This window comes from Marinobacterium rhizophilum (assembly GCF_024397915.1).
Classification (GTDB): domain Bacteria; phylum Pseudomonadota; class Gammaproteobacteria; order Pseudomonadales; family Balneatricaceae; genus Marinobacterium_A; species Marinobacterium_A rhizophilum_A.
Genome location: NZ_CP073347.1, coordinates 2,937,415 through 2,955,940 on the forward strand (window position 1 = coordinate 2,937,415; position 18,526 = coordinate 2,955,940).

Here is an 18,526-nt window from a genome sequence, read left to right on the forward strand (position 1 = left end):
TAATGCATGAATAACGCACGTATCATCAACCACAAGCCCGGTTTGCTCGATGTTGGCCCAAGAGCGGGCTAACGTCCTGAAAAGCGGCAAGCTGACGGGGCTGTCCCCCCTCATCGCTACAAGGCGGCTGACGAAGACGTTGGCGCCGCACCACTGCTCGACAGAAATCATTCCAAGGCCACCGTGAAGGCTTCTGCCAACAAACAGATCGACGCAGCAATGACCGCCCAGAGCATTGAACCACTGGCACATGGCCAGGTTCAGCAGGTCAGGCTCTGCCGTGACGCGATAGCATCGAAGCACTTGAGGCAGACCTGGTCGATGGACTCAACGACGACAACACGGACGGTCCCCCTCAGCACGAAAGGCGTTGAACCGGACCGATGGCAGCATTGCGGGATGGAAAACCAGTATGGCTGGAGATGAAGCTGACCTGTTTTTAACCTGTCGATAGCTGTCAGATCAAGCCTGAGTCACTACAGATCAGCCGACAAGGGATCAGTAGTCCACGCCGGTCATCACCCAGACGATGCGGGCTTCGGTGTCGCCGGGGTTGTAGATCAGGTGGGGTTCGTCGCCGGCAATGGAAAAGCTGTCACCGGCTTCGAGCACGAAGGTTCGCTCGCCGATACGCAGCTCCAGGGTGCCGGCCTCAACGTAACCCGCCTCCTCGCCCTTGCGCTGGCGGGGTTCCTTGCCGCCACTGGCCTTGGGGCCCAGCCGTGTCATGATCAGCAGCAACTGGCCACTCAGACGCGGCGACAGCAATTCCTCCCGCACACCGAGCCCGGAGAACGTCATCGAGCGACGATGACCGCTGCGCACCACGAAATCGCGTTCGTCGTCGGATATTTCATCGCTGGACTGAAAGAACCAGCTGACCCGCACACCGAGCACTTCGCTGATCTGCTGCAGCACACCGATCGGCAGCGAGGACACACCACGCTCAACCTGGCTGAGGTAACCGACCGACTTGTTCACCTTCTCGGCCAGGGTTGTCAGCGTAATGCGCTTGGCCTTGCGCAGATCACGGATCTGGCGACCGACACGCAGGTCATCGGGTTCGCTTTCGCTCAGGATAGAGGGGCTGTTCATGGTCAGTATTCAATCAAATTGGCTGCAATACCTCGAACTCTAACAGAGACTGACGTTAAATTGAAAAAAAATGACCATTTTTCATAATTACCGGTTTTTTACAGCCGCCGATGAAAGCCCTCCCCGGCCAGTCATGGCCGGGGCTGCGACCTTCAGCCTCAGCACTCGATCACGTTCACCGCCAGCCCTCCGCGGGATGTCTCCTTGTACTTGTCGAGCATGTCCCGGCCGGTGTCGCGCATGGTCTTGATCACCTTGTCCAGCGAAACAAAGTGATAGCCATCGCCGCGCATGGCCATGGAAGCGGCATTAATCGCCTTCATGGCCGCCATCGCATTGCGCTCGATGCAAGGCACCTGCACCAGGCCGCCAACCGGGTCGCAGGTCAGGCCCAGGTTGTGTTCCATGCCGATCTCGGCGGCATTTTCCACCTGTTCAGGCGTTGCCCCCACGGCTTCGGCCAGGCCCGCCGCCGCCATGGCGCAGGCCGACCCCACCTCACCCTGGCACCCGACCTCCGCGCCCGAAATCGACGCATTGGCCTTGAACAGAAACCCAATGGCAGAGGCGGCCAGGAAAAACCGCACGATACCGTCCTCATCGGAGTTCGGGCAGAAGTTAACGTAGTAATGCAGCACTGCCGGAATGATGCCCGCCGCCCCGTTGGTGGGTGCGGTAACGATGCGCCCGCCCGCCGCGTTCTCTTCGTTCACCGCCAGCGCATACAGGTTGACCCAGTCCATCGCCCCGAGTGACGGGGTAATCAGGTCCATGCGGTTACGGTTTTTCAGATCACGGTGCCAGGCCGCCGCGCGCCGGCGCACCTTCAAGCCGCCAGGCAGAATGCCGTCGTTGCTGATACCCGCCCGAACACATTGCTGCATGACATCCCAGAGGGAAAGTATGCCGCTGCGGATTTCCTCCTCCGAGCGCCATTGCTTTTCGTTCTCCAGCGTAACCTCGGCGATGGACAGCCCGGTTTCAGCGCAGATCTCAAGCAAACGCTTGGCGGACTTGTAATCATGCACCAGCGGCGTCGGGTCCGCCTGGATCTGGCCCGACTCGACGGTCTCCTCACCGGCCACAAAGCCGCCACCCACCGAGTAGTACAATTTCTGGCAGGTCACCTGCCCCGCCGCATCATAAGCCGTGAATGACATTCCATTGGGATGAAATGGCAGCGACTCGTTGCGATGAAAGATCAGGTCCTGCTCCGGGTTAAACTGGATACGCTGGCTACCCAGCAACAGCAGCAGCCCGGTCTCGCCAATCTCTTCGGCACGAGGCTTCACAAGCTGCGGATCAACCAGGTCCGGCGCATGGCCTTCAAGCCCCAGCAATACGGCGGGGCCACTGCCATGCCCCTTGCCTGTTGCCCCCAGAGATCCAAAAAGCTCGGACCGCACCCGGACCACCTGCTCCAGCAAACCGTCGTTGCTCAAGCGCTGGGCAAACAGCTGCGCGGCTCGCATGGGCCCAACCGTGTGCGAGCTCGAGGGGCCGATGCCCACCTTGAACAGATCGAACAGACTAATCGCCATGGTTTGATCCCTTCTTATATGTAGCTTTTCAGAGGAAGCGCCGGGGCGCTCAAAGGCGCCCTCGACACTCGGTCAAATTGCGTCTGGCCTGTACTCAGCCATACACCGGGTAGTTGCGGCACAGGCGCGCCACCTTGAAACGCACCTCGGCGATCAGTTCCTCGTTGTCCAAATCGTCCAGGATGTCACAGATCCAGTGCGTCAGTTCGCGGCACTGCTCTTGCTTGAAGCCGCGTGTGGTTACAGCGGGTGAGCCGATGCGCAGCCCCGATGTGACAAAGGGCGATTGCGGATCGTTGGGCACCGCATTCTTGTTCACGGTAATGTGCGCCCGCCCCAGGGCCGCATCGGCGTCCTTGCCCGTCAGCCCCTGGCGGATCAGGCTAAGCAGGAACAGGTGATTGTCGGTACCATCGGATACCACCTCGAAGCCGCGCTCGATGAATACCGATGCCATGGCCCGGGCATTGTCCACGACCTGGCGCTGATACTCGGTAAAGGATGGTTCCAGCGCTTCCTTGAAGGCCACGGCCTTGGCGGCGATCACGTGCATCAGCGGCCCGCCCTGGCCACCCGGGAATACCGCCGAGTTGAGTTTTTTCTCCAGCGCTTCGTTGGCTTTCGCCAGAATCAGGCCGCCACGGGGACCGCGCAGTGTCTTGTGCGTTGTGGTGGTGACCACATCGGCATAGGGCAGCGGGCTCGGATAGATCCCGGCTGCCACCAGGCCTGCCACATGGGCCATGTCCACAAACAACCAGGCACCCACGCTGTCGGCGATGTCGCGAAAACGCTGCCAGTCCACCACACGGGAATAGGCCGAGAAGCCGGCGATAATCATGCGGGGGCGATGTTCGTTCGCCTGGCGCTGCACTTCGTCGTAGTCGATTTCGCCGGTGGCCTCATCCAGTCCGTACTGCACGGCATTGTAAAGTTTGCCGGAAAAGCTCACCTTGGCACCGTGGGTCAGGTGACCGCCATGGGCCAGGCTCATGCCCAGCACCGTATCACCGGGCTCCAGCAGGGCCAGGAATACCGCGGCATTGGCCTGGGAGCCGGAGTGCGGCTGCACATTGGCGTAATCCGCACCAAACAGCGTGCAAGCACGCTCGATCGCCAAGCGCTCGACCACATCCACATGTTCACAGCCACCGTAGTAGCGTTTGCCCGGATAGCCTTCGGCATACTTGTTGGTCAGCTGCGAGCCCTGGGCGCGCATGACACGCACACTGGTGTAGTTCTCGGAGGCGATCAGCTCGATATGATCTTCCTGGCGCTGCGTTTCCGCGCTCATGGCCTGGAAAAGTTCGTCGTCGAACCCTTCGATTGCGTCTTGCATTCTAAACATCTTTTATTTTTCCTTTAGGTTTACAACAGGCCGCACCGGGCGGCCTGTCTGGCAGCAGGCTTGCAGGCCCGCAACCTCAGTAGTTCTGCATCATCAGAAATGCATCCACACCCGCCTGGGCCACGATCTCATCCTGATCCGGCGTGCCGGAACTGCAGCCAACACCGCCGACGATCTGTTCGCCGGCGAACAGCGGCAGGCCACCGGCCACAATGGAAAACTTGCCCTGGTTACTGGTATTGATGCCAAAGGCCGGCTTGCCAGGTACGCTGATTTCACCGTAGGCCCGCGTCGACTTTCGCGCAGCGGACGCGGTAAACGACTTGCCCATGGCAATATCGATGCTGGTAATGCGCGCATTGTCCATGCGCTTGAACAGAATCAGGTTGCCGCCATCATCGGTAATGGCGATATCCATATCGACGCCAATTTCACCGGCCTTCTTGAAACAGGCCCGCATAATGCTATCCGCATCCATCAAGGTTAACTTCGGTACCATGCGCATTGCGTATTCCCCCGTTCACTAAAAAATCAAGAAGCTGATGCACAAAGGTCGGCAGCCGTGACGGCATCCAGCGCCTTTTCAAAGGTGGCGACGGTGCGGTCGATATCCTGCAACTTGTCCAGCCCGAACAGGCCAATACGGAAGGTCTTGAAGCCCGCAGGTTCGTCACACTGTAGCGGCACGCCCGCCGCGATCTGCATGCCCTCGCCGGCAAAGGCACGGCCCGTGTGAATCTCGTTATCCTCGGTGTAGCAGACCACGACACCGGGGGCCTCGAAGCCCGCTGCGGCGACACTGCGCATGCCACGCTCGGCCAGCACCTGGCGAATTCGGTTGCCCAGTTCCTGCTGCTGCTGATGCACCCGCTCAAAACCCAGCTCGCGGGTTTCCAGCATGATGTCCCTAAAGCGCTGCAGCCCATCGGTCGGCATGGTGGCGTGATAGGCATGACCGCCGCCTTCGTAGGCCTGCATGATCTGCAGCCATTTTTTCAGATCACAGGCGAAGCTGGTGCTCTGGGTCTCGGCGATACGGTCCAGCGCCAGCGCACTGAGCATCACCAGGGCACAGCAGGGCGATGCGCTCCAGCCTTTCTGGGGCGCGCTGATCAGCACGTCGACACCGCTCGCCTGCATATCCACCCAGAGGGCGCCGGAGGCGATGCAGTCGAGCACCAGCAGGCCGCCCACCGAATGCACGGCACGGGCCATGGCAGCGATGTAATCATTGGGAAGAACCATGCCCGAAGAGGTTTCGACATGGGGGGCGAAAACGATGTCGGGCCTGGTGACGAGGATCGCCTTGACCACCTCATCGATGGCCGGCGGTGCAAACGCCGCCTGGTCTTCGTCCTCCACCGGGCGTGCTTTTAACACCTGCAACTGATCAGTGATCTTTCCTGTTTCCAGGATCTGCGACCAGCGGTAGCTGAACCAGCCGTTGCGGATCACCAGGCACTTGCGATCGGTGGCGAACTGCCGCGCGACCGCTTCCATGCCGAAAGTACCGCTGCCAGGCACAACAGCCACTGCCTCGGCCCGGTAGAGGTCTTTCAGGGTGCGGGAGATGTCCGTCATGACTCCCTGGAAACGTTTGGACATGTGATTCAGGGAGCGGTCGGTATAGACCACCGAGTATTCGAGCAAACCATCGGGATCAACTGCGTGTAAATTATCGTTCATTTTTAATTTCCTGTGAAAATATTGTTGTTTTTTTCACATACTGCATCAGAGATGCCCGACTGGCAAGTAGCCAATACAAAATTTTTCCTTCAGAAACCACAGATCCACAGCAGCCCTGATTCCAGTGCTGCTGTGGATAAACGGAGGTCCGCGCAGACCCCGGGGGAAGCGAACACAGACACTGCGTGATGAGGAAACAGGCAACTGGCGCGATGGCGCGCCACGGGAGGGAGACTAGATAGCCGTGCCAGATTGGGGAGGGGGCGCTGTACTGTTACGCAGGACCAGCTCGGCTTCGAGCAAGCGGGGTTTAACCGGCACGCCGCTATCGAGCGCATCCAGAATGGCCATCGCGATTGCCTGGCCCATGCTGCGCGTCGGCAGGTGGATGGTGGTTAGCGGCGGATTGGCGCAGTCCGCCCACTCCAGGTCATCGAAGCCGATCACCGAAATGTCCGCGGGGACCCGGATGCCGTGCCTGGGCAACTCGAGCAGGGCGCCAAGCGCCAGGACATCACTGAGGCACAGCAGTGCCGTGGGCCTGTCGTCTGCCTGTGTAGCGATGTCTCGGCTCGCACGGCAGGCATTGGATATGGCAAGCGGCATCACATGATGACTGACCTGGCTTGCGTCCAGCCCCGCATCCCGTAGCGCGGCCCTGGCACCGCTAACCCGGATATCCTGCTGATGGATGAACCCTGCAGCGCCCTGGATCCGCTGATCCGGCGCCAGCTGCAGGACCAGTTCATGGACCTGTCCCGGCTGATGAAGAAAACCACCCTGTTCATCACCCACGACCTGGATGAAGCCATTCGTATCGGCCACCGCATTGCCATCATGAAGGACGGTGAAATCATCCAGATAGGCACGCCGGACGAAATTGTCACCCAGCCGGCCGACGATTACGTGGCGGATTTCGTGGCCAGCATTTCGCGCCTCAAGTTCGTGCATGCCAAGTCACTGATGACGCCGATCGACACCCATATCGCCCAGCACGGAGAGCTGTCAGCCGATGCCCCCAGCGTGGCGCCGGATGCCAGCCTGGATGAGCTGATTTCGGTGGCTATCCATTGGGACGGTGCCATCGCTGTGGTCGAGCAGGGTCAACGGGTTGGCGCGGTCGATCGCGTCAGCATCATGCAGGGTATACAGGGCCACGGGGGTGCCAAATGAACGCAGCTCAGGACGTTCAGGATTACGATCGCGCGGTCGACAAGCTGATCGATGAATTCTCGGTTTCAAACGCGGGTTACTACCGCACACGCTTTGGCAAGATCAGCGCATCCAACCGCTTTGTGCCGACCTTCAACCTGGCCTGCGCCCTGCTCGGCCCCGTCTGGTTCGCCGCCCGAGGTCTGTGGAAAGGCTTCCTGGTCTTTGTGCTGCTCGAAGCCTTCGCCTTTATCCAGATCGCCCTGGGACTCTTCAGCGACCTGGGGGCCGAACAGAAACTGCGCGCAGAACGCATTGCCGGCACGCTGGAGGAACGCCGGGCACAGCTCGAAGCCGCCATTACCAGCCAGGCCGACAACGTTGAAGCACTGCAGCGACTGGTGGGATCACTTGAATCCGCCGTTGCCGGCGCCCTGCAGCAGGCGCAGTCGATGGAAAGCCAGCGCCTGGCACTGCTGGTGTTCGGCATCGGCCTGATGCTGGCCATCAAGCTGTTCCAGGGGGCTCTCGGCAACTGGGCGCTGGAACGCCAGTTTACCTACTGGCGCTCGGATCGTTCCATTGCCAGCGGCTTTTCGGTGCTTCGCGCCACCACGGCCCTCATGCTCGTCACGGTGATCTATGGCCTGGCGGCGGCGCAGTTCTCGTTCCCCACCAGCTGGAGCCTGCTGCAGACTTTCCCGGCCAATGACAATATCCGCATTGATGTCAGCAATGGCCTCAAGCAATGGTTTGACTACGCAACCATCGCCGGTGCCGGATTCTTCAACAATGTTACCGATGCCGTGCGCGTGCTGCTCGACAGCCTGGAAACCGTTTTCGTCGGCACACCCTGGCCGGTCGTCATGCTGTTTATCGCCCTGCTCGCCTGGCAGTGCGCCGGGCCCCGCGTCGCCATTCTGGCCATTGCCGGCCTGATGTACCTGGGCCTGCTGGGGTTCTGGGACAAGGCCATGGCCACGGTATCACTGCTCGGTGCCGCCGCCTGCGTCAGCATCTCGCTGGGGATTCCCATCGGCATTCTCTGTGCCCGCAAACCCAGGGTCTTTGCCTTTGTCAGGCCCGTACTGGATTTCATGCAGACCATGCCGTCTTTCGTCTACCTGATTCCGATTATCGCCTTCTTCGGCACCGGCAAACCGGCCGCCATCCTGGCGACCCTGGTGTTCGGCAGCCCGCCGGTCATTCGCCTGACCGTGCTGGGATTGCAGGGCGTGCCCGAAGCCGTGCGTGAGGCTGCCCGTTCCTTCGGCGCCTCCCCCGCCTACCTGCTGTTCAAGGTGGACCTGCCGCTGGCATCCAAAACCATCATGGCTGGCGTCAATCAGACCATCATGCTGAGCCTTGCCATGGTTGTTATTGCATCCCTCATCGGCGCCAAGGGGCTGGGGGAAGATGTTCTGGAAGCCCTGCAATACGCATCGACCGGTGAAGGCATACTGGCGGGCCTCGCGATTCTGGTGTGCTCGATGATCCTGGACCGGGTCATTCAGGGAAAACGCTAGGCGCGGAAGCAGGGACGCTTCAACCATTGCTCTACCGAATAGCTCTCCTGACCCGTTTTGGCCACAAGGCATGGTCTTTTTACCATGCCTTTTTTACCTTCAGGCCCAAAAAAATCCGCCACAGCACACCGGACGCCAGCAGCTGGAACAAAGGATCGTGAATAATGACAACAATGCAGAATCCCTACCGGAAAAGCCGTTACTGGTTAAAGGGAAACATTCATGTCCACAGTGACAGAAGCACCCGCGCATCCCTGGCCGGTTTTGATAGCGAGCACGGTCGCAGCATCGAGGAAATCTATGCCCGCTCCTGCCAGCCACCCTTCAACTTCGACTTTATCTGCGCATCCATCAGCGTATTTGACGACGGAATCCAGCTGTTCGCCGATACTCCGGAAAACGAAAAGGTAACCGCCATACCGGGGCGTGAAATACAGAACGAGACGGTAAATCATGGCACCTATACAGGAGGGTATTTTGAAAGCCCTGAGGCCAAGTACCTGCACGTATTAACCATCGGCAACCCGGGAGGCCTGTCAATCTGCTGTCACCCGATGTTTTTCGAAAAGGGCCGGCCGCGGAATGGCGGCGCCTGGAAAAATATCAAAAGCGCGCTGCTGAACCCCTGCGAAAAGCTGGCGGAGCTGAAGGTGGCGGGCATCGAAATTTACAATGGCCTCACCATGATGGAGAACCATTTCGTTGATGGTACCTATGGCGCTGACTATGCCCAGGGGTGCTGGGGCGACATGCTGATGGCCGGCTACCGCTATCTCGGCTTCGCGGGCAATGACGAGTTTTACCGCGAGCCCTATATCTATGAGTATTTCAGTCCCCTTGGCTACATACAGGTAGCCTGCGATGACAGGTCCGTTGCTTCGATCCTTGCCGCCATCACCCGGGGACAGTTCTACGCAAGCACCGGCATTCAGCTGGCCGAAACGCCCCTTGAGGTTGAAACACAGCCAGATGGCGTTGAATTCAGCCTGGCGGCCTGTGACGAGGTCATCTGGAGCGCCATCGTGCATGAAAAATCAGGGCCCGATGGCTGGGCGTTGAATCGCTACACCATCGCCCAGTCAGACAGCTGCCACTACCGGCAGACCCGTGAATGGAAATATATCCGGTTCCAGGCCCAGCACCCGTACAACCCGCTGATCAGAGCCTGGCTGCAGCCACTGTATGGCCCCTGCTGGGAAGATCATGACGCGGCCCCCCGGGAGGGAGCGAACGAGGATGCAGTCCATCCCGGGCGTCCGCCCCGCGCAATCTGACGCAAGACTCCCCCGCTTTAACAGGGAGCCTGGCTGCGCTGCAAGCGCCGGCGGCCTAAGCGTTTTCGACGTTGTGGTAGACCTGCTGCACGTCGTCCAGGTCGTTCAGCATGCTCAGGAATTTTTCGAACAGGGCCACGTCGTCACCCGTTACCTCGGTAAAGGCGTGGGGGATAAACTGGATCTCATCGACATCGAAGTCCAGCTCGCCACAGCGATCCAGCAATGCCGTTTTGGCCTTGAAGTAATCGGTATTGGGGGCGAATACCGTGATCTTGCCGTCTTCATTCTCGATGTCCGTGACATCGACATCGGCTTCCATCAGGGCTTCAAGCACCGCCTCTTCGTCATCGTAGGCAAACACGAAAATGGCCGCATGGTCGAACATGTGGCTGACACTGCCAGGGGTACCGATCTTGCTCTTGGTCTTGGTGAACGCCTGGCGCACATCGCCAAAGGTGCGGTTGGGGTTGTCGGTCAGGCACTCGATAATGGCCATGCTGCCACCGGGGCCATAGCCCTCGTAGCGCGCCGCCGCGTAATCCTCGCCCGCGCCACCCTTGGCCTTCTCGAGCGCCTTGTCGATCACATGGCTCGGCACCTGGTCCTTCTTGGCACGCTCGATCAGGCTGCGCAAGGTCAGGTTGCTGGCGGGATCAGTCCCGCCCGACTTGGCGGAGACATAGATCTCACGACCGTAGCGGCTATACACCTTGGCCTTCATGTCGGACGTCTTGGCCATCGACTCTTTGCGGTTCTGATAGGCTCTGCCCATGCACAATGCTCCGTAATGATCACAAAGACAGCGATTCTACTGGCAAGCGCCGTATCGGAACAACGCACAGATGCGAAGATAGCGCCCGGACGGGCCTCCTGTGCATAACCACAGCCCCGCCAGGCTGTGCTCGGTAGCTCAGCCCAGGACTGTCAGGGCGCGTGTTTGACCGCCTTGGCATTTTCAGGTTTGGTCGCCGGCTTGCCGAGCTTTTTCAGGGCTTCGTAATACACCTGCGCCACCGGAGCCGGCACGCCATCCTCCTTCACCAGTTTCTTGAACAGCTTGTCGGCCTTTTCCTTGTGCTCCTTGGCACTGAGACTTTTTTCCCGCATCAGCTGGTAGAGCGCATCGTGGACCAGTGACGCGCGCAGGTTAAAGGGTGTATCAACCACCGGGCCCGAGGTGCCATCCCAGGCGTAGCCGGATTTCACCCGCAGATTGCCCTGGGCATCGAGGGCGATAAACGCCGTGTCGATATCGGTGCCGGGCTTGATGGAAATCTTCAAACTGTAATCTTCAGCCAGCTGATACTTGTAGCCCGAACGATAGGCTATGCCGTGATCCGCCATGGAAACCTCCCTTTCTCAGGTTGCTTGCTGTCGCCGGATCCTGCCCAGTCAACAGCGCCAGACGCTGGCGAAAGTATAGGTCAGCCGAGGGTGCCTGCCAGGCGTCAGCGCCGCGCAGCGTGCAGTTCCACCCGGTTAATGGTGGTCACCAGCACGAAGCTGAGCAGCATCAGCAGATACCAGGAAGACAGCTTGGCCAGCGGCACCAGGCTCCATTCGTCCCGCTGATTCGGATAAATCCAGATATTGACGTAGGTGGCGATGTTTTCCGCCAGCCAGATAAAGAGCGCCACCAGCAGCCAGCCCAGCAGCAGCGGCATGGAGCGGTAGTCCCGATGCACCCGAAAATACACCTGCGTGCGCCAGAACAGCAGTACGGTCACCGTCAGTAGCACCCACCTCAGATCGGGCATGTAGTGATGCGTGAAGAAGTTGGCATAGATCAGGGCCACCAGCAGCAGCGTCAGTTTCTGGCTGGGGTAAACCGAATAACGAAACTCGAAAATCTTCCAGACCCGGGTCAGGTAACTGCCCACGGCACTGTACATGAAGCCTGCGAACAGCGGCACATTGCCGATACCGAACAGATAGTCCTCGGGGTACACCCAGGAAGCGATGGAGTCCGACGTCTTGAAAACCTCCATCACCGTGGCCACCAGGTGAAACACCACGATCACCAGGGCCTCGCGCAGGGTCTCGAAGCGAAACGCCAGCAGGAACAGCTGAAAGGCCACGGCGGCAAGGAAGATAAAGTCATACCGGTGCAAGGAGTCCAGCGGATACCAGTACTGGGTAACGATCATGACCACCAGCAGGTAGGCGCCAAACATGCAGGCATAGGCCTGCTTGACGCCAAACAACACAAACTCTCGGGTAAAGGCGGCAATCGTCATGGGGCCTGTCTGTTATCGCTTATCCGGGCCAGACATTAGACCGGTGCAGCCATTAACCCGCGCTGAAAAACCGGCTAAATCCGCCTGCGGGCAGCCAGGCAAGGGGGCTACTTCTCGCTATCGCGGCTCACCTTGTTGAGTATGTCCGGCACGAAGCGCTCACTGAAACCCGCCACAAAGCCCCACACAATCGCCTTGGCATGATTCTGGGCATCCGTGGGGCTCCAGGATGTCAGGAACTGCTGAAACTCAATACAGTTACCCTCCCCCAACTTGCAGGAGAAACCGGGAAAGAACGGACCCACAACGATTTCGGAAGCGAACACAACGTACAGAATGGTGGATGATATGGCGCCCACCAGCGCCGGAATCGACGAGTAGGCAATCAGGTAAGTGCTGGTGCCACGCAGAAAAACGGAGTAACTCCTGATCGGAAAAATATCCCTGGACGAATAAATCCGGTTCAGCGCGCTGACAAAACTCCCCAGTACACCGGCCAGTATGACCACCGGCAAAATGGACAGTAACTCGGTACCCGTGAGGTCGGCATACAGGAGCGCCCCCCCTGCAAAAGTGCCAATGACCAAGGTCGCGAAAAACAGCCAGAGGACAATGGATCGATGCACATCCATTTCCGCGCTCGACTGTCTAGGCGGCGCTGAATTGCCAGGCGTATGTTCCATCACATTACCTTTGTAGCCAACATCACTGGGCAGGCAACCATCAAACGCAAGCCGTCCCGCTGAGCATACAGCATGGCTCAGCACCACCCCTGGCGCCACCCGACTCAGCTGTCACTCCACAATTCGCTGCCCGCAAAGGCCTCGATCGTCAGCCAGGGTGCCCGCTGCACCAGCGCATCGAACACCGGGCCCTGCAATATCTGGCGGATGGCACCGGCAACCTGCTGCGGAATGGAGCCCATCTCGCCTTCACGCGCCAACAGGTAAAGAGTACGGCTGTGGCGGCTGCGATCCAGTTCCAGCAAGCACACATCCTCGGTCAGATAGAGTGCCTGGGCCAGGCAGAGCGCACTGAATATCGCCCAGCCATGACCATCGTGAACGAAGTTCATCAGCGTATGGGTGTCATCGGTCTCGTAGCGCACATTCGCCTGCACCCCCATGCGCCGCAGCACCACTTCGCTGTAGGCACCGATATGGGTGTGGCGGCCGTACTTGATCATCGGCAGCTCTCTGGCCAGGGATTCAACGGATACCGGCGCCGCCAGCCCGGCCAGATTCTGTGTCGACACGGCCAGCAGCATCGGATCGCGGAACAGCTCAAAGCGCTCCAGTCCGTCTACGCCGGTAAGCGGGTCATTGGACACCAGGATATCAATCTCACGCTCAAGAAAGGCCTGCATCAGCGGCGGCGTCAGGCCACTGCGTAACGTCATCTGCTCGATAAAGGGGCTCAACTGCGCGATCAGCTTGCTGCCGAATACCTCGGAGCAGGACGTAATCAGCCCAAGTCGACAATGCACCAAGCCCTGGTCGGCGGCGCCGCGCACCCGCGCGCTGAGCCGGCGCAGCTCCCCCAGAATGCCCTCGGCATTCTGCTTCAGCGCATTGCCGGCGGCGGTCAGGTGCAATGGTCGGCTGCGGCGTACCACCAGCGCGGTACCCAGTTGATCTTCAAGCTGTTTCAGACACTGGGAGACCGCCGACTGGGTCACACCGAGACGACGGGCGGCATCCGTCAGCGAAGGCGATTCCGCAATGATGACAAAGGTATGGAGCATATGGGTATCGAGCAGCCGGGAGTCGGACATACGGCACCTAATTATTAGTTCAGCTTATGAAGCGCATTATAGTTAGTACTAAAGAGCCTTTTATGTAGTTCTGCTAATAAAAATCCGAAATAATCGCCCCATCTCAAGATACCGGGCCGCATCTGCCGCCCACACGACAACGCGCTGGAAAACGAGTACAGAACATGATTCTTCCCCAATATGACGGCAATTGCGGCTGGTATGAAATGCTCGGGACAGTCACGGACTTCCCGCAGCTGACGCAGGATATTCGTGTCGACGCCGCCGTCATTGGCGGGGGCTTTGTCGGCTGTGCCGCCGTGCGCCGCCTGGCGGAGAACCGCCCTGATGACAGTTTCGTACTGATCGACGCGCTCAAAATCGGCCAGGGCGCCTCCGGGCGCAACTCGGGCTTTGTGATCGACCAGCCGCACAAGCGCGACCTGGAGCTCGGCGACCGGGAACTCAAGCGCAAGATGGTGCATTTGAACCGCACCGCCATCGAGTACCTGGAAACCCAGATCAGTAGCTACAACATTGACTGCCAGTGGTCCAGGGCCGGCAAATACCAGGGCGCGGTGGGCGCGCGGGGCGAGAAATTCCTCGACCACTACGAGCAGCTGCTGAAAAACTTCGGCGAGGCCTACGAGCGTCTCAGCCCGCAGAAAATGCAGGATGTCTTCGGCACCGATTACTACAGCGCCTGCATCTTTACGCCCGGTGGCACCCTGATGCAGCCCGCTGCGCTGATGCGTGGCCTGGCCGACAACATGCCGGCCAACGTGCGCATTGCCGAGCACACCCCGGTGCTGGAGATCACCCGCACCAGCAATGGCTTTATACTCAACACCGACACGGCCCGCATCGAGTGCCGCCAGCTGATCCTGGGGACCAACATCTTTACCGCGGAGCTCGGTTTCCTGCGCGATCGCATTCTGCCGGTCATGACCTTTGCCAGCATGACACGCCCGCTGAGTGATGCTGAAATGAAACGCTACGGCGGCCAGCTCGACTGGGGCCTGACCCCGGCAGACCACGCCGGTACCACCCTGCGCATGACCCAGGATCGCCGGATCATCATCCGCAACTCCTACCGCTATGCCCACGACTACAACACGCCGCAGGACATGCTGCCCGGCATACGCCAGCGTCATCGCGAAGGCTTCGAAGCCCGCTACCCGGCACTCAAGGATGTACCCTTCGATTACACCTGGGGCGGCGCCAGCAGCCTGTCGGGTAACTTCGAGACCTACTTCGGCGAACTCGAAAGCGGCATCTTCGCCTCGGCCTGTGACCAGAGCGTCGGGGCTGCCCGCGGCACCATCTCCGGCATGATGCTGGCCGACATGGCCTCGGGCAAAAAAACCGACCTGCTGAGCAACATGCTCGAGGTCTCGGGCAACCCCTCGCGTCTGCCGCCCAAGCCGCTGCTGCATATCGGTGTGCCACTGCGCATGGCCATGGCACGCTTTGCCAGCCGCTCGGAGCTGTAACCCCATCCTTAGCCAGCAACATCACCAGCGTTCGGCAGCGGTGCCGGACGCCTCCATTTCGCTTTGTACACGCTTAACAGGTCTACCAAACATGTCCGCCAAACTGATTCACGCCTCCAGCCTTAACTTCCAGCACCGTGGTGGCCCGCCGGGCGCAGCCGCCGTTGCCCGCGCCGTCAGTACCGACATGAGCGCCACCATGGGTGCCGGTGTGGCCAAATTCGATGCCTGCTCCATCGCCTGGACCGTGCTCTATGACGAGGTCGTATATGTGGTGGACGGCGTCTTTCGCCTCGTCACCAAGGATGGCGTACTGGAAGGCCAGGCCGGTGACATCATCTGGATACCCGAGGGCACCGAGCTGAAATACGAAGGCGAGCAGGCCACCATCTTCTACGCCGTCTACCCCGGCAACTGGAAGGCGCTCAACGGCCTGGAGTGATCCGGCGCCCCCGGTAGCAGAAGCCCGCCTGCCGGCGGGCCAGAATCCCCCTTGGCATCGTTGCGATTAGCGCTGCCTGGACGCCCTTTGCCTTTGCTATACTGGTCGCCCGGTTTCTTGACGAACAGTTAGTGACCCAGCCCATGACAAACCAGCAACGCCAGCGTACTTTCGACAGCCGCTTCAAGCGCAGTAATCAGGCCTACCTCAAGGACAGCGAGTCCAGCTGCACGCCCGCCATTCGTATCGGTTTCGTGTTGCGCGAACATTTCTCCATGATGGCCTTTACCGCCGCCGTGGATGCCATCGTCACCGCCAACCTGCTCAGCAGTACACCGCTGTACAGCTTCAGCACCCTGAGCCTGGATGGCGCCGCCGTTCGCAGCGACCTGGGGATCGAGATTTCCGTGGGCGGCGCCCTGCAGCCACAGAGCGGGAATGACCTGGACATGCTGTTTGTCTGCGGCGGACTGCGCTGCAACCTCCAGCCCGACAAGACCTTGCAGGAGCAACTGCGCACAGCCGCCCTGCAGGGCCTGACCCTTGGCGGCCTCTGGAACGGCAGCTACCTGCTGGCCCAGGCCGGCCTGATGGACGGCTACGAATGTACCGTGCATCCCGAGAGCCGCGACGGTCTGCAGGAAACCTGCCCCCGGGTGACACTCTCAAGCCATCCCTATGTACTGGACCGCGAACGGGTCTCCTGCGCCGGGGCCAGCAGCGCCCTGAGCATGATGCTGGCGATCATCGGGCAGCACTATGGCAACGAAGTGGTACGCGGTATCGAAGAAATTCTCAGCTGCGACAAGATTGGCGAAACCCCTGAACGCCCAATGCCCTGCACCGCCATCGATCCGACCCTGCCGGAACCGCTGCAGGCGGTGTTGCAACTGATGGAAGCCAATATCGAAGAACCCCTGGGCATGGAAGAACTGGCAGGGCTGGTCAACCTGTCGCGGCGCCAGATCGAGCGCCTGTTCCACCGCTATATCGACAGCACCCCATCCAAGTACTACCTGGAGCTGCGCATCACCCGCGCCCGGCGCCTGCTGCTGCAGACCAACGAAACCATTGCCGCCATTACCGTGGCCTGCGGCTTCGTCAGCACTACCCACTTCAGCCACTGCTACCGCGACTACTTCGGCCAGTCACCCAGCCAGGCCCGCCAGAACCGCGGCCGCTGAAAACAGGCTGACCGCCAGGGCATCCGCAGGCTGCTATAGTGAGTTACACCTCACCCAGCCGGAACCTGACCATGCCTGATACCCAGCCCGCCCATGGCCACTGCCTGTGTGGCAAGACCTCAATCCATGTGGGGCAGATGAGCCTCCATGCCGGCGCCTGCCATTGCAGCCAGTGCCGGCGCTGGAGCGGCGGCCCACTGCTGGCCACCGACTGCGGCACCGACGTGACCCTGGCAGGAACCGAGTTCATCGGCCTGTTCCGCTCATCCGACTGGGCCGAGCGCGGCTTTTGCACCGTCTGCGGCAGCCACCTGTTCTACCGTCTGACCGACACCCAACAATATTTCGTGCCCGTGGGCCTGTTTGGTGATGACCCGAAGCTGGTACTGGACCACCAGGTGTTTATAGACGAAAAGCCGGCCTTCTATGACTTCGCCAACCCGACGACGAACCTGACCGGCGCCGAGGCCTTTGCGCAATTCGAGGCGCAGTCCAGCGCCCCCTGACAGGGTCATCGCGTCACTGACGCCACCTGCGCGGGCTACACCGCACCACGCAGGTTTGTTTCGTGCCCGTGGGCCTGTTTGGTGATGACCCGAAGCTGGTACTGGATCACCAGGTGTTTATCGATGAAAAGCCGGCCTTCTATGACTTCGCCAACCCGACGACGAACCTGACCGGCGCCGAGGCCTTTGCGCAGTTCGAGGCGCAGTCCAGCGCCCCCTGACAGGGTCATCGCACCACTGATGCCACCTGCGCGGGCTACACCGCGCCACGCAGGTTTATTTCGCAGCAGCGGCATGTTTTGCTATTTTTAAGGTGTTCGCCTCTACTCGTACCGCGCCCGCGCGTTGTCACAAAGGGATTGCCGCCATGCTTACCCGGCCCAAAGCCTGCACCACCTCGTCCCATGTTCTGCCTGTACGCTCCGGTCGCTGCGCGCTTGCAGCAACAGCACTGTGCGCCAGTCTCGGTGCCGCTCTGCTACTGAGCCCGCCCACCTTTGCCGCAGAGCCCGCGGCCGACTTCATGACTGGTTTCAATGCTTACGAAAACGGCGACTACGCCCAGGCACTGGCGCACTTTACCCCCCTGGCCGAGCGGGGTGACTATGCCGCCCAGTACAACCTGGGGCTCATCTATTCAGAAGGTCTGGGTGTCCCCCGGGACCCGGTGACCGCCGCCCGCTGGTTTACCCCCGTGGCTGAACGGGGTAACAAACGGGCCCAGTTCATTCTGGGCGGCATGTATGAGCGCGGGGACGGCGTGGGGCAGAATCACGCGACGGCCACGCTACTGTATCTCCAGGCGGCCGAGCAGGAACACATGTACGCCCAGTACCACCTGGCAGGCAAATACTATGCCGGGCGCGGCATCCCGCAGAACCTGCCCGCGGCGGCAAAATGGTATCGCCGTGCAGCGGAGCTCGGGCACGTCAATGCGCAGTTCAACCTGGGGCTGATGTATGAAAAAGGCCAGGGCCTGGCTCGCAGCGACCTTAACGCCATGCGCTGGTATCAGCTTGCCGCCAATCAGGGATTTGCCAGTGCCCAAACACACCTGGGGCTCATGTACCTCGAGGGTCGCGGTACACCTCAGGACTACATGCGCGCCTACCAGTGGCTCAGCATCGCCAAGTCCAACGGTGCCGGCCATCCGGCGCTGGAAATACTGGCCAGCAAACTCAGTCTTGACGAGATCGCCCAGGCCCAGGAACAGGCCAGCGCCTGGGAAGCAAAACAGGGTCGATAAGCGGTAAGGCGGGGAATTCACGAGGGCCCCAGACCTGACG

At 60.2% G+C, this 18,526-nt stretch carries 20 protein-coding genes; 9 read left to right on the top strand and 11 right to left on the bottom strand.

Annotated elements, in window-relative coordinates; all coding sequences use genetic code 11:
* Positions 1-498: 498 nt before the first annotated feature.
* From KDW95_RS13175 to KDW95_RS13200, 6 genes are all read right to left on the bottom strand, one after another.
* The gene (locus KDW95_RS13175) at positions 499-1,095 is read right to left on the bottom strand and encodes a helix-turn-helix domain-containing protein (protein ID WP_255852278.1); all 597 of its coding nucleotides are present in this window, start codon (positions 1,093-1,095) and stop codon (positions 499-501) included.
* 158 nt (positions 1,096-1,253) lie between these two features.
* Positions 1,254-2,636: an L-serine ammonia-lyase gene (locus KDW95_RS13180; protein ID WP_255852279.1), complete on the bottom strand. Its 1,383-nt coding sequence runs from the start codon at positions 2,634-2,636 to the stop codon at positions 1,254-1,256.
* 94 nt (positions 2,637-2,730) lie between these two features.
* Positions 2,731-3,984, bottom strand: coding sequence for a serine hydroxymethyltransferase (gene glyA / locus KDW95_RS13185; protein ID WP_255852280.1), 1,254 nt, complete (start codon positions 3,982-3,984; stop codon positions 2,731-2,733).
* A 76-nt stretch (positions 3,985-4,060) separates the two neighbouring features.
* Complete coding sequence (locus KDW95_RS13190) at positions 4,061-4,489, bottom strand: GlcG/HbpS family heme-binding protein (protein ID WP_255852281.1); 429 nt, start codon at positions 4,487-4,489, stop codon at positions 4,061-4,063.
* A 26-nt stretch (positions 4,490-4,515) separates the two neighbouring features.
* Positions 4,516-5,670 carry an aminotransferase class V-fold PLP-dependent enzyme gene (locus tag KDW95_RS13195; protein WP_255852282.1) on the bottom strand — a complete coding sequence of 385 codons (1,155 nt, stop codon included), beginning with the start codon at positions 5,668-5,670 and terminating at the stop codon, positions 4,516-4,518.
* A gap of 234 nt (positions 5,671-5,904) precedes the next feature.
* Positions 5,905-6,465: a substrate-binding domain-containing protein gene (locus KDW95_RS13200; RefSeq protein ID WP_304941553.1), complete on the bottom strand. Its 561-nt coding sequence runs from the start codon at positions 6,463-6,465 to the stop codon at positions 5,905-5,907.
* Here KDW95_RS13200 and KDW95_RS23510 point away from each other — a divergent pair.
* The 3 genes from KDW95_RS23510 to KDW95_RS13215 all read left to right on the top strand — a co-directional run bounded on the left by KDW95_RS23510 (position 6,358) and on the right by KDW95_RS13215 (position 9,622).
* Positions 6,358-6,843, top strand: coding sequence for a hypothetical protein (locus KDW95_RS23510; protein WP_304941601.1), 486 nt, complete (start codon positions 6,358-6,360; stop codon positions 6,841-6,843). The two genes, KDW95_RS13200 and KDW95_RS23510, sit on opposite strands and share 108 nt — an antisense overlap.
* The gene (locus KDW95_RS13210; protein ID WP_255852283.1) at positions 6,840-8,348 is read left to right on the top strand and encodes an ABC transporter permease; all 1,509 of its coding nucleotides are present in this window, start codon (positions 6,840-6,842) and stop codon (positions 8,346-8,348) included. Before KDW95_RS23510 ends, KDW95_RS13210 begins: the two co-directional genes overlap by 4 nt.
* Before the next feature lie 164 nt (positions 8,349-8,512).
* Positions 8,513-9,622: a hypothetical protein gene (locus KDW95_RS13215; protein WP_255852284.1), complete on the top strand. Its 1,110-nt coding sequence runs from the start codon at positions 8,513-8,515 to the stop codon at positions 9,620-9,622.
* A gap of 55 nt (positions 9,623-9,677) precedes the next feature.
* Here the strand turns inward: KDW95_RS13215 and KDW95_RS13220 are convergent, their stop codons facing one another.
* The 5 genes from KDW95_RS13220 to KDW95_RS13240 form a co-directional block, all read right to left on the bottom strand.
* Positions 9,678-10,397 carry a YebC/PmpR family DNA-binding transcriptional regulator gene (locus KDW95_RS13220; RefSeq protein ID WP_255852285.1) on the bottom strand — a complete coding sequence of 240 codons (720 nt, stop codon included), beginning with the start codon at positions 10,395-10,397 and terminating at the stop codon, positions 9,678-9,680.
* A 152-nt stretch (positions 10,398-10,549) separates the two neighbouring features.
* Positions 10,550-10,969 carry a DUF1353 domain-containing protein gene (locus tag KDW95_RS13225; RefSeq protein WP_255852286.1) on the bottom strand — a complete coding sequence of 140 codons (420 nt, stop codon included), beginning with the start codon at positions 10,967-10,969 and terminating at the stop codon, positions 10,550-10,552.
* A 104-nt stretch (positions 10,970-11,073) separates the two neighbouring features.
* Entirely contained in the window at positions 11,074-11,862 is a 789-nt protein-coding gene (locus KDW95_RS13230; RefSeq protein WP_255852287.1) for a DUF817 domain-containing protein, read from the bottom strand.
* A gap of 107 nt (positions 11,863-11,969) precedes the next feature.
* Positions 11,970-12,488 (bottom strand): hypothetical protein, encoded by a 519-nt coding sequence (locus tag KDW95_RS13235; RefSeq protein ID WP_255852288.1) that lies wholly within the window; start codon positions 12,486-12,488, stop codon positions 11,970-11,972.
* A gap of 161 nt (positions 12,489-12,649) precedes the next feature.
* Positions 12,650-13,636 (bottom strand): LysR family transcriptional regulator, encoded by a 987-nt coding sequence (locus KDW95_RS13240; RefSeq protein ID WP_255852289.1) that lies wholly within the window; start codon positions 13,634-13,636, stop codon positions 12,650-12,652.
* Between the two features lie 164 nt (positions 13,637-13,800).
* Here KDW95_RS13240 and KDW95_RS13245 point away from each other — a divergent pair, with 164 nt between their 5' ends.
* The 6 genes from KDW95_RS13245 to KDW95_RS13270 all read left to right on the top strand — a co-directional run bounded on the left by KDW95_RS13245 (position 13,801) and on the right by KDW95_RS13270 (position 18,486).
* On the top strand, positions 13,801-15,108 hold the full coding sequence (locus tag KDW95_RS13245; protein WP_255852290.1) for an NAD(P)/FAD-dependent oxidoreductase: 1,308 nt from the start codon (positions 13,801-13,803) through the stop codon (positions 15,106-15,108).
* 91 nt (positions 15,109-15,199) lie between these two features.
* Positions 15,200-15,550: a cupin domain-containing protein gene (locus KDW95_RS13250; RefSeq protein WP_255852291.1), complete on the top strand. Its 351-nt coding sequence runs from the start codon at positions 15,200-15,202 to the stop codon at positions 15,548-15,550.
* A 143-nt stretch (positions 15,551-15,693) separates the two neighbouring features.
* Positions 15,694-16,734, top strand: coding sequence for a GlxA family transcriptional regulator (locus tag KDW95_RS13255; RefSeq protein ID WP_255852292.1), 1,041 nt, complete (start codon positions 15,694-15,696; stop codon positions 16,732-16,734).
* Positions 16,735-16,805: 71 nt separating this feature from the next.
* On the top strand, positions 16,806-17,240 hold the full coding sequence (locus tag KDW95_RS13260; protein WP_255852293.1) for a GFA family protein: 435 nt from the start codon (positions 16,806-16,808) through the stop codon (positions 17,238-17,240).
* 62 nt (positions 17,241-17,302) lie between these two features.
* Entirely contained in the window at positions 17,303-17,461 is a 159-nt protein-coding gene (locus KDW95_RS13265; RefSeq protein WP_255852294.1) for a hypothetical protein, read from the top strand.
* Between the two features lie 146 nt (positions 17,462-17,607).
* Entirely contained in the window at positions 17,608-18,486 is an 879-nt protein-coding gene (locus KDW95_RS13270) for a tetratricopeptide repeat protein (protein WP_255852295.1), read from the top strand.
* Positions 18,487-18,526: the final 40 nt, after the last annotated feature.

Coding starts and splice junctions, on each gene's coding strand:
- KDW95_RS13175 (WP_255852278.1), bottom strand. CDS start 1,095: ATGAACAGCCCCTCTATCCTGAGCGAAAGCGAACCCGATGACCTGCGT.
- KDW95_RS13180 (WP_255852279.1), bottom strand. CDS start 2,636: ATGGCGATTAGTCTGTTCGATCTGTTCAAGGTGGGCATCGGCCCCTCG.
- glyA (WP_255852280.1), bottom strand. CDS start 3,984: ATGTTTAGAATGCAAGACGCAATCGAAGGGTTCGACGACGAACTTTTC.
- KDW95_RS13190 (WP_255852281.1), bottom strand. CDS start 4,489: ATGCGCATGGTACCGAAGTTAACCTTGATGGATGCGGATAGCATTATG.
- KDW95_RS13195 (WP_255852282.1), bottom strand. CDS start 5,670: ATGAACGATAATTTACACGCAGTTGATCCCGATGGTTTGCTCGAATAC.
- KDW95_RS23510 (WP_304941601.1), top strand. CDS start 6,358: ATGGATGAACCCTGCAGCGCCCTGGATCCGCTGATCCGGCGCCAGCTG.
- KDW95_RS13210 (WP_255852283.1), top strand. CDS start 6,840: ATGAACGCAGCTCAGGACGTTCAGGATTACGATCGCGCGGTCGACAAG.
- KDW95_RS13215 (WP_255852284.1), top strand. CDS start 8,513: ATGACAACAATGCAGAATCCCTACCGGAAAAGCCGTTACTGGTTAAAG.
- KDW95_RS13220 (WP_255852285.1), bottom strand. CDS start 10,397: ATGGGCAGAGCCTATCAGAACCGCAAAGAGTCGATGGCCAAGACGTCC.
- KDW95_RS13225 (WP_255852286.1), bottom strand. CDS start 10,969: ATGGCGGATCACGGCATAGCCTATCGTTCGGGCTACAAGTATCAGCTG.
- KDW95_RS13230 (WP_255852287.1), bottom strand. CDS start 11,862: ATGACGATTGCCGCCTTTACCCGAGAGTTTGTGTTGTTTGGCGTCAAG.
- KDW95_RS13240 (WP_255852289.1), bottom strand. CDS start 13,636: ATGTCCGACTCCCGGCTGCTCGATACCCATATGCTCCATACCTTTGTC.
- KDW95_RS13245 (WP_255852290.1), top strand. CDS start 13,801: ATGATTCTTCCCCAATATGACGGCAATTGCGGCTGGTATGAAATGCTC.
- KDW95_RS13250 (WP_255852291.1), top strand. CDS start 15,200: ATGTCCGCCAAACTGATTCACGCCTCCAGCCTTAACTTCCAGCACCGT.
- KDW95_RS13255 (WP_255852292.1), top strand. CDS start 15,694: ATGACAAACCAGCAACGCCAGCGTACTTTCGACAGCCGCTTCAAGCGC.
- KDW95_RS13260 (WP_255852293.1), top strand. CDS start 16,806: ATGCCTGATACCCAGCCCGCCCATGGCCACTGCCTGTGTGGCAAGACC.
- KDW95_RS13270 (WP_255852295.1), top strand. CDS start 17,608: ATGCTTACCCGGCCCAAAGCCTGCACCACCTCGTCCCATGTTCTGCCT.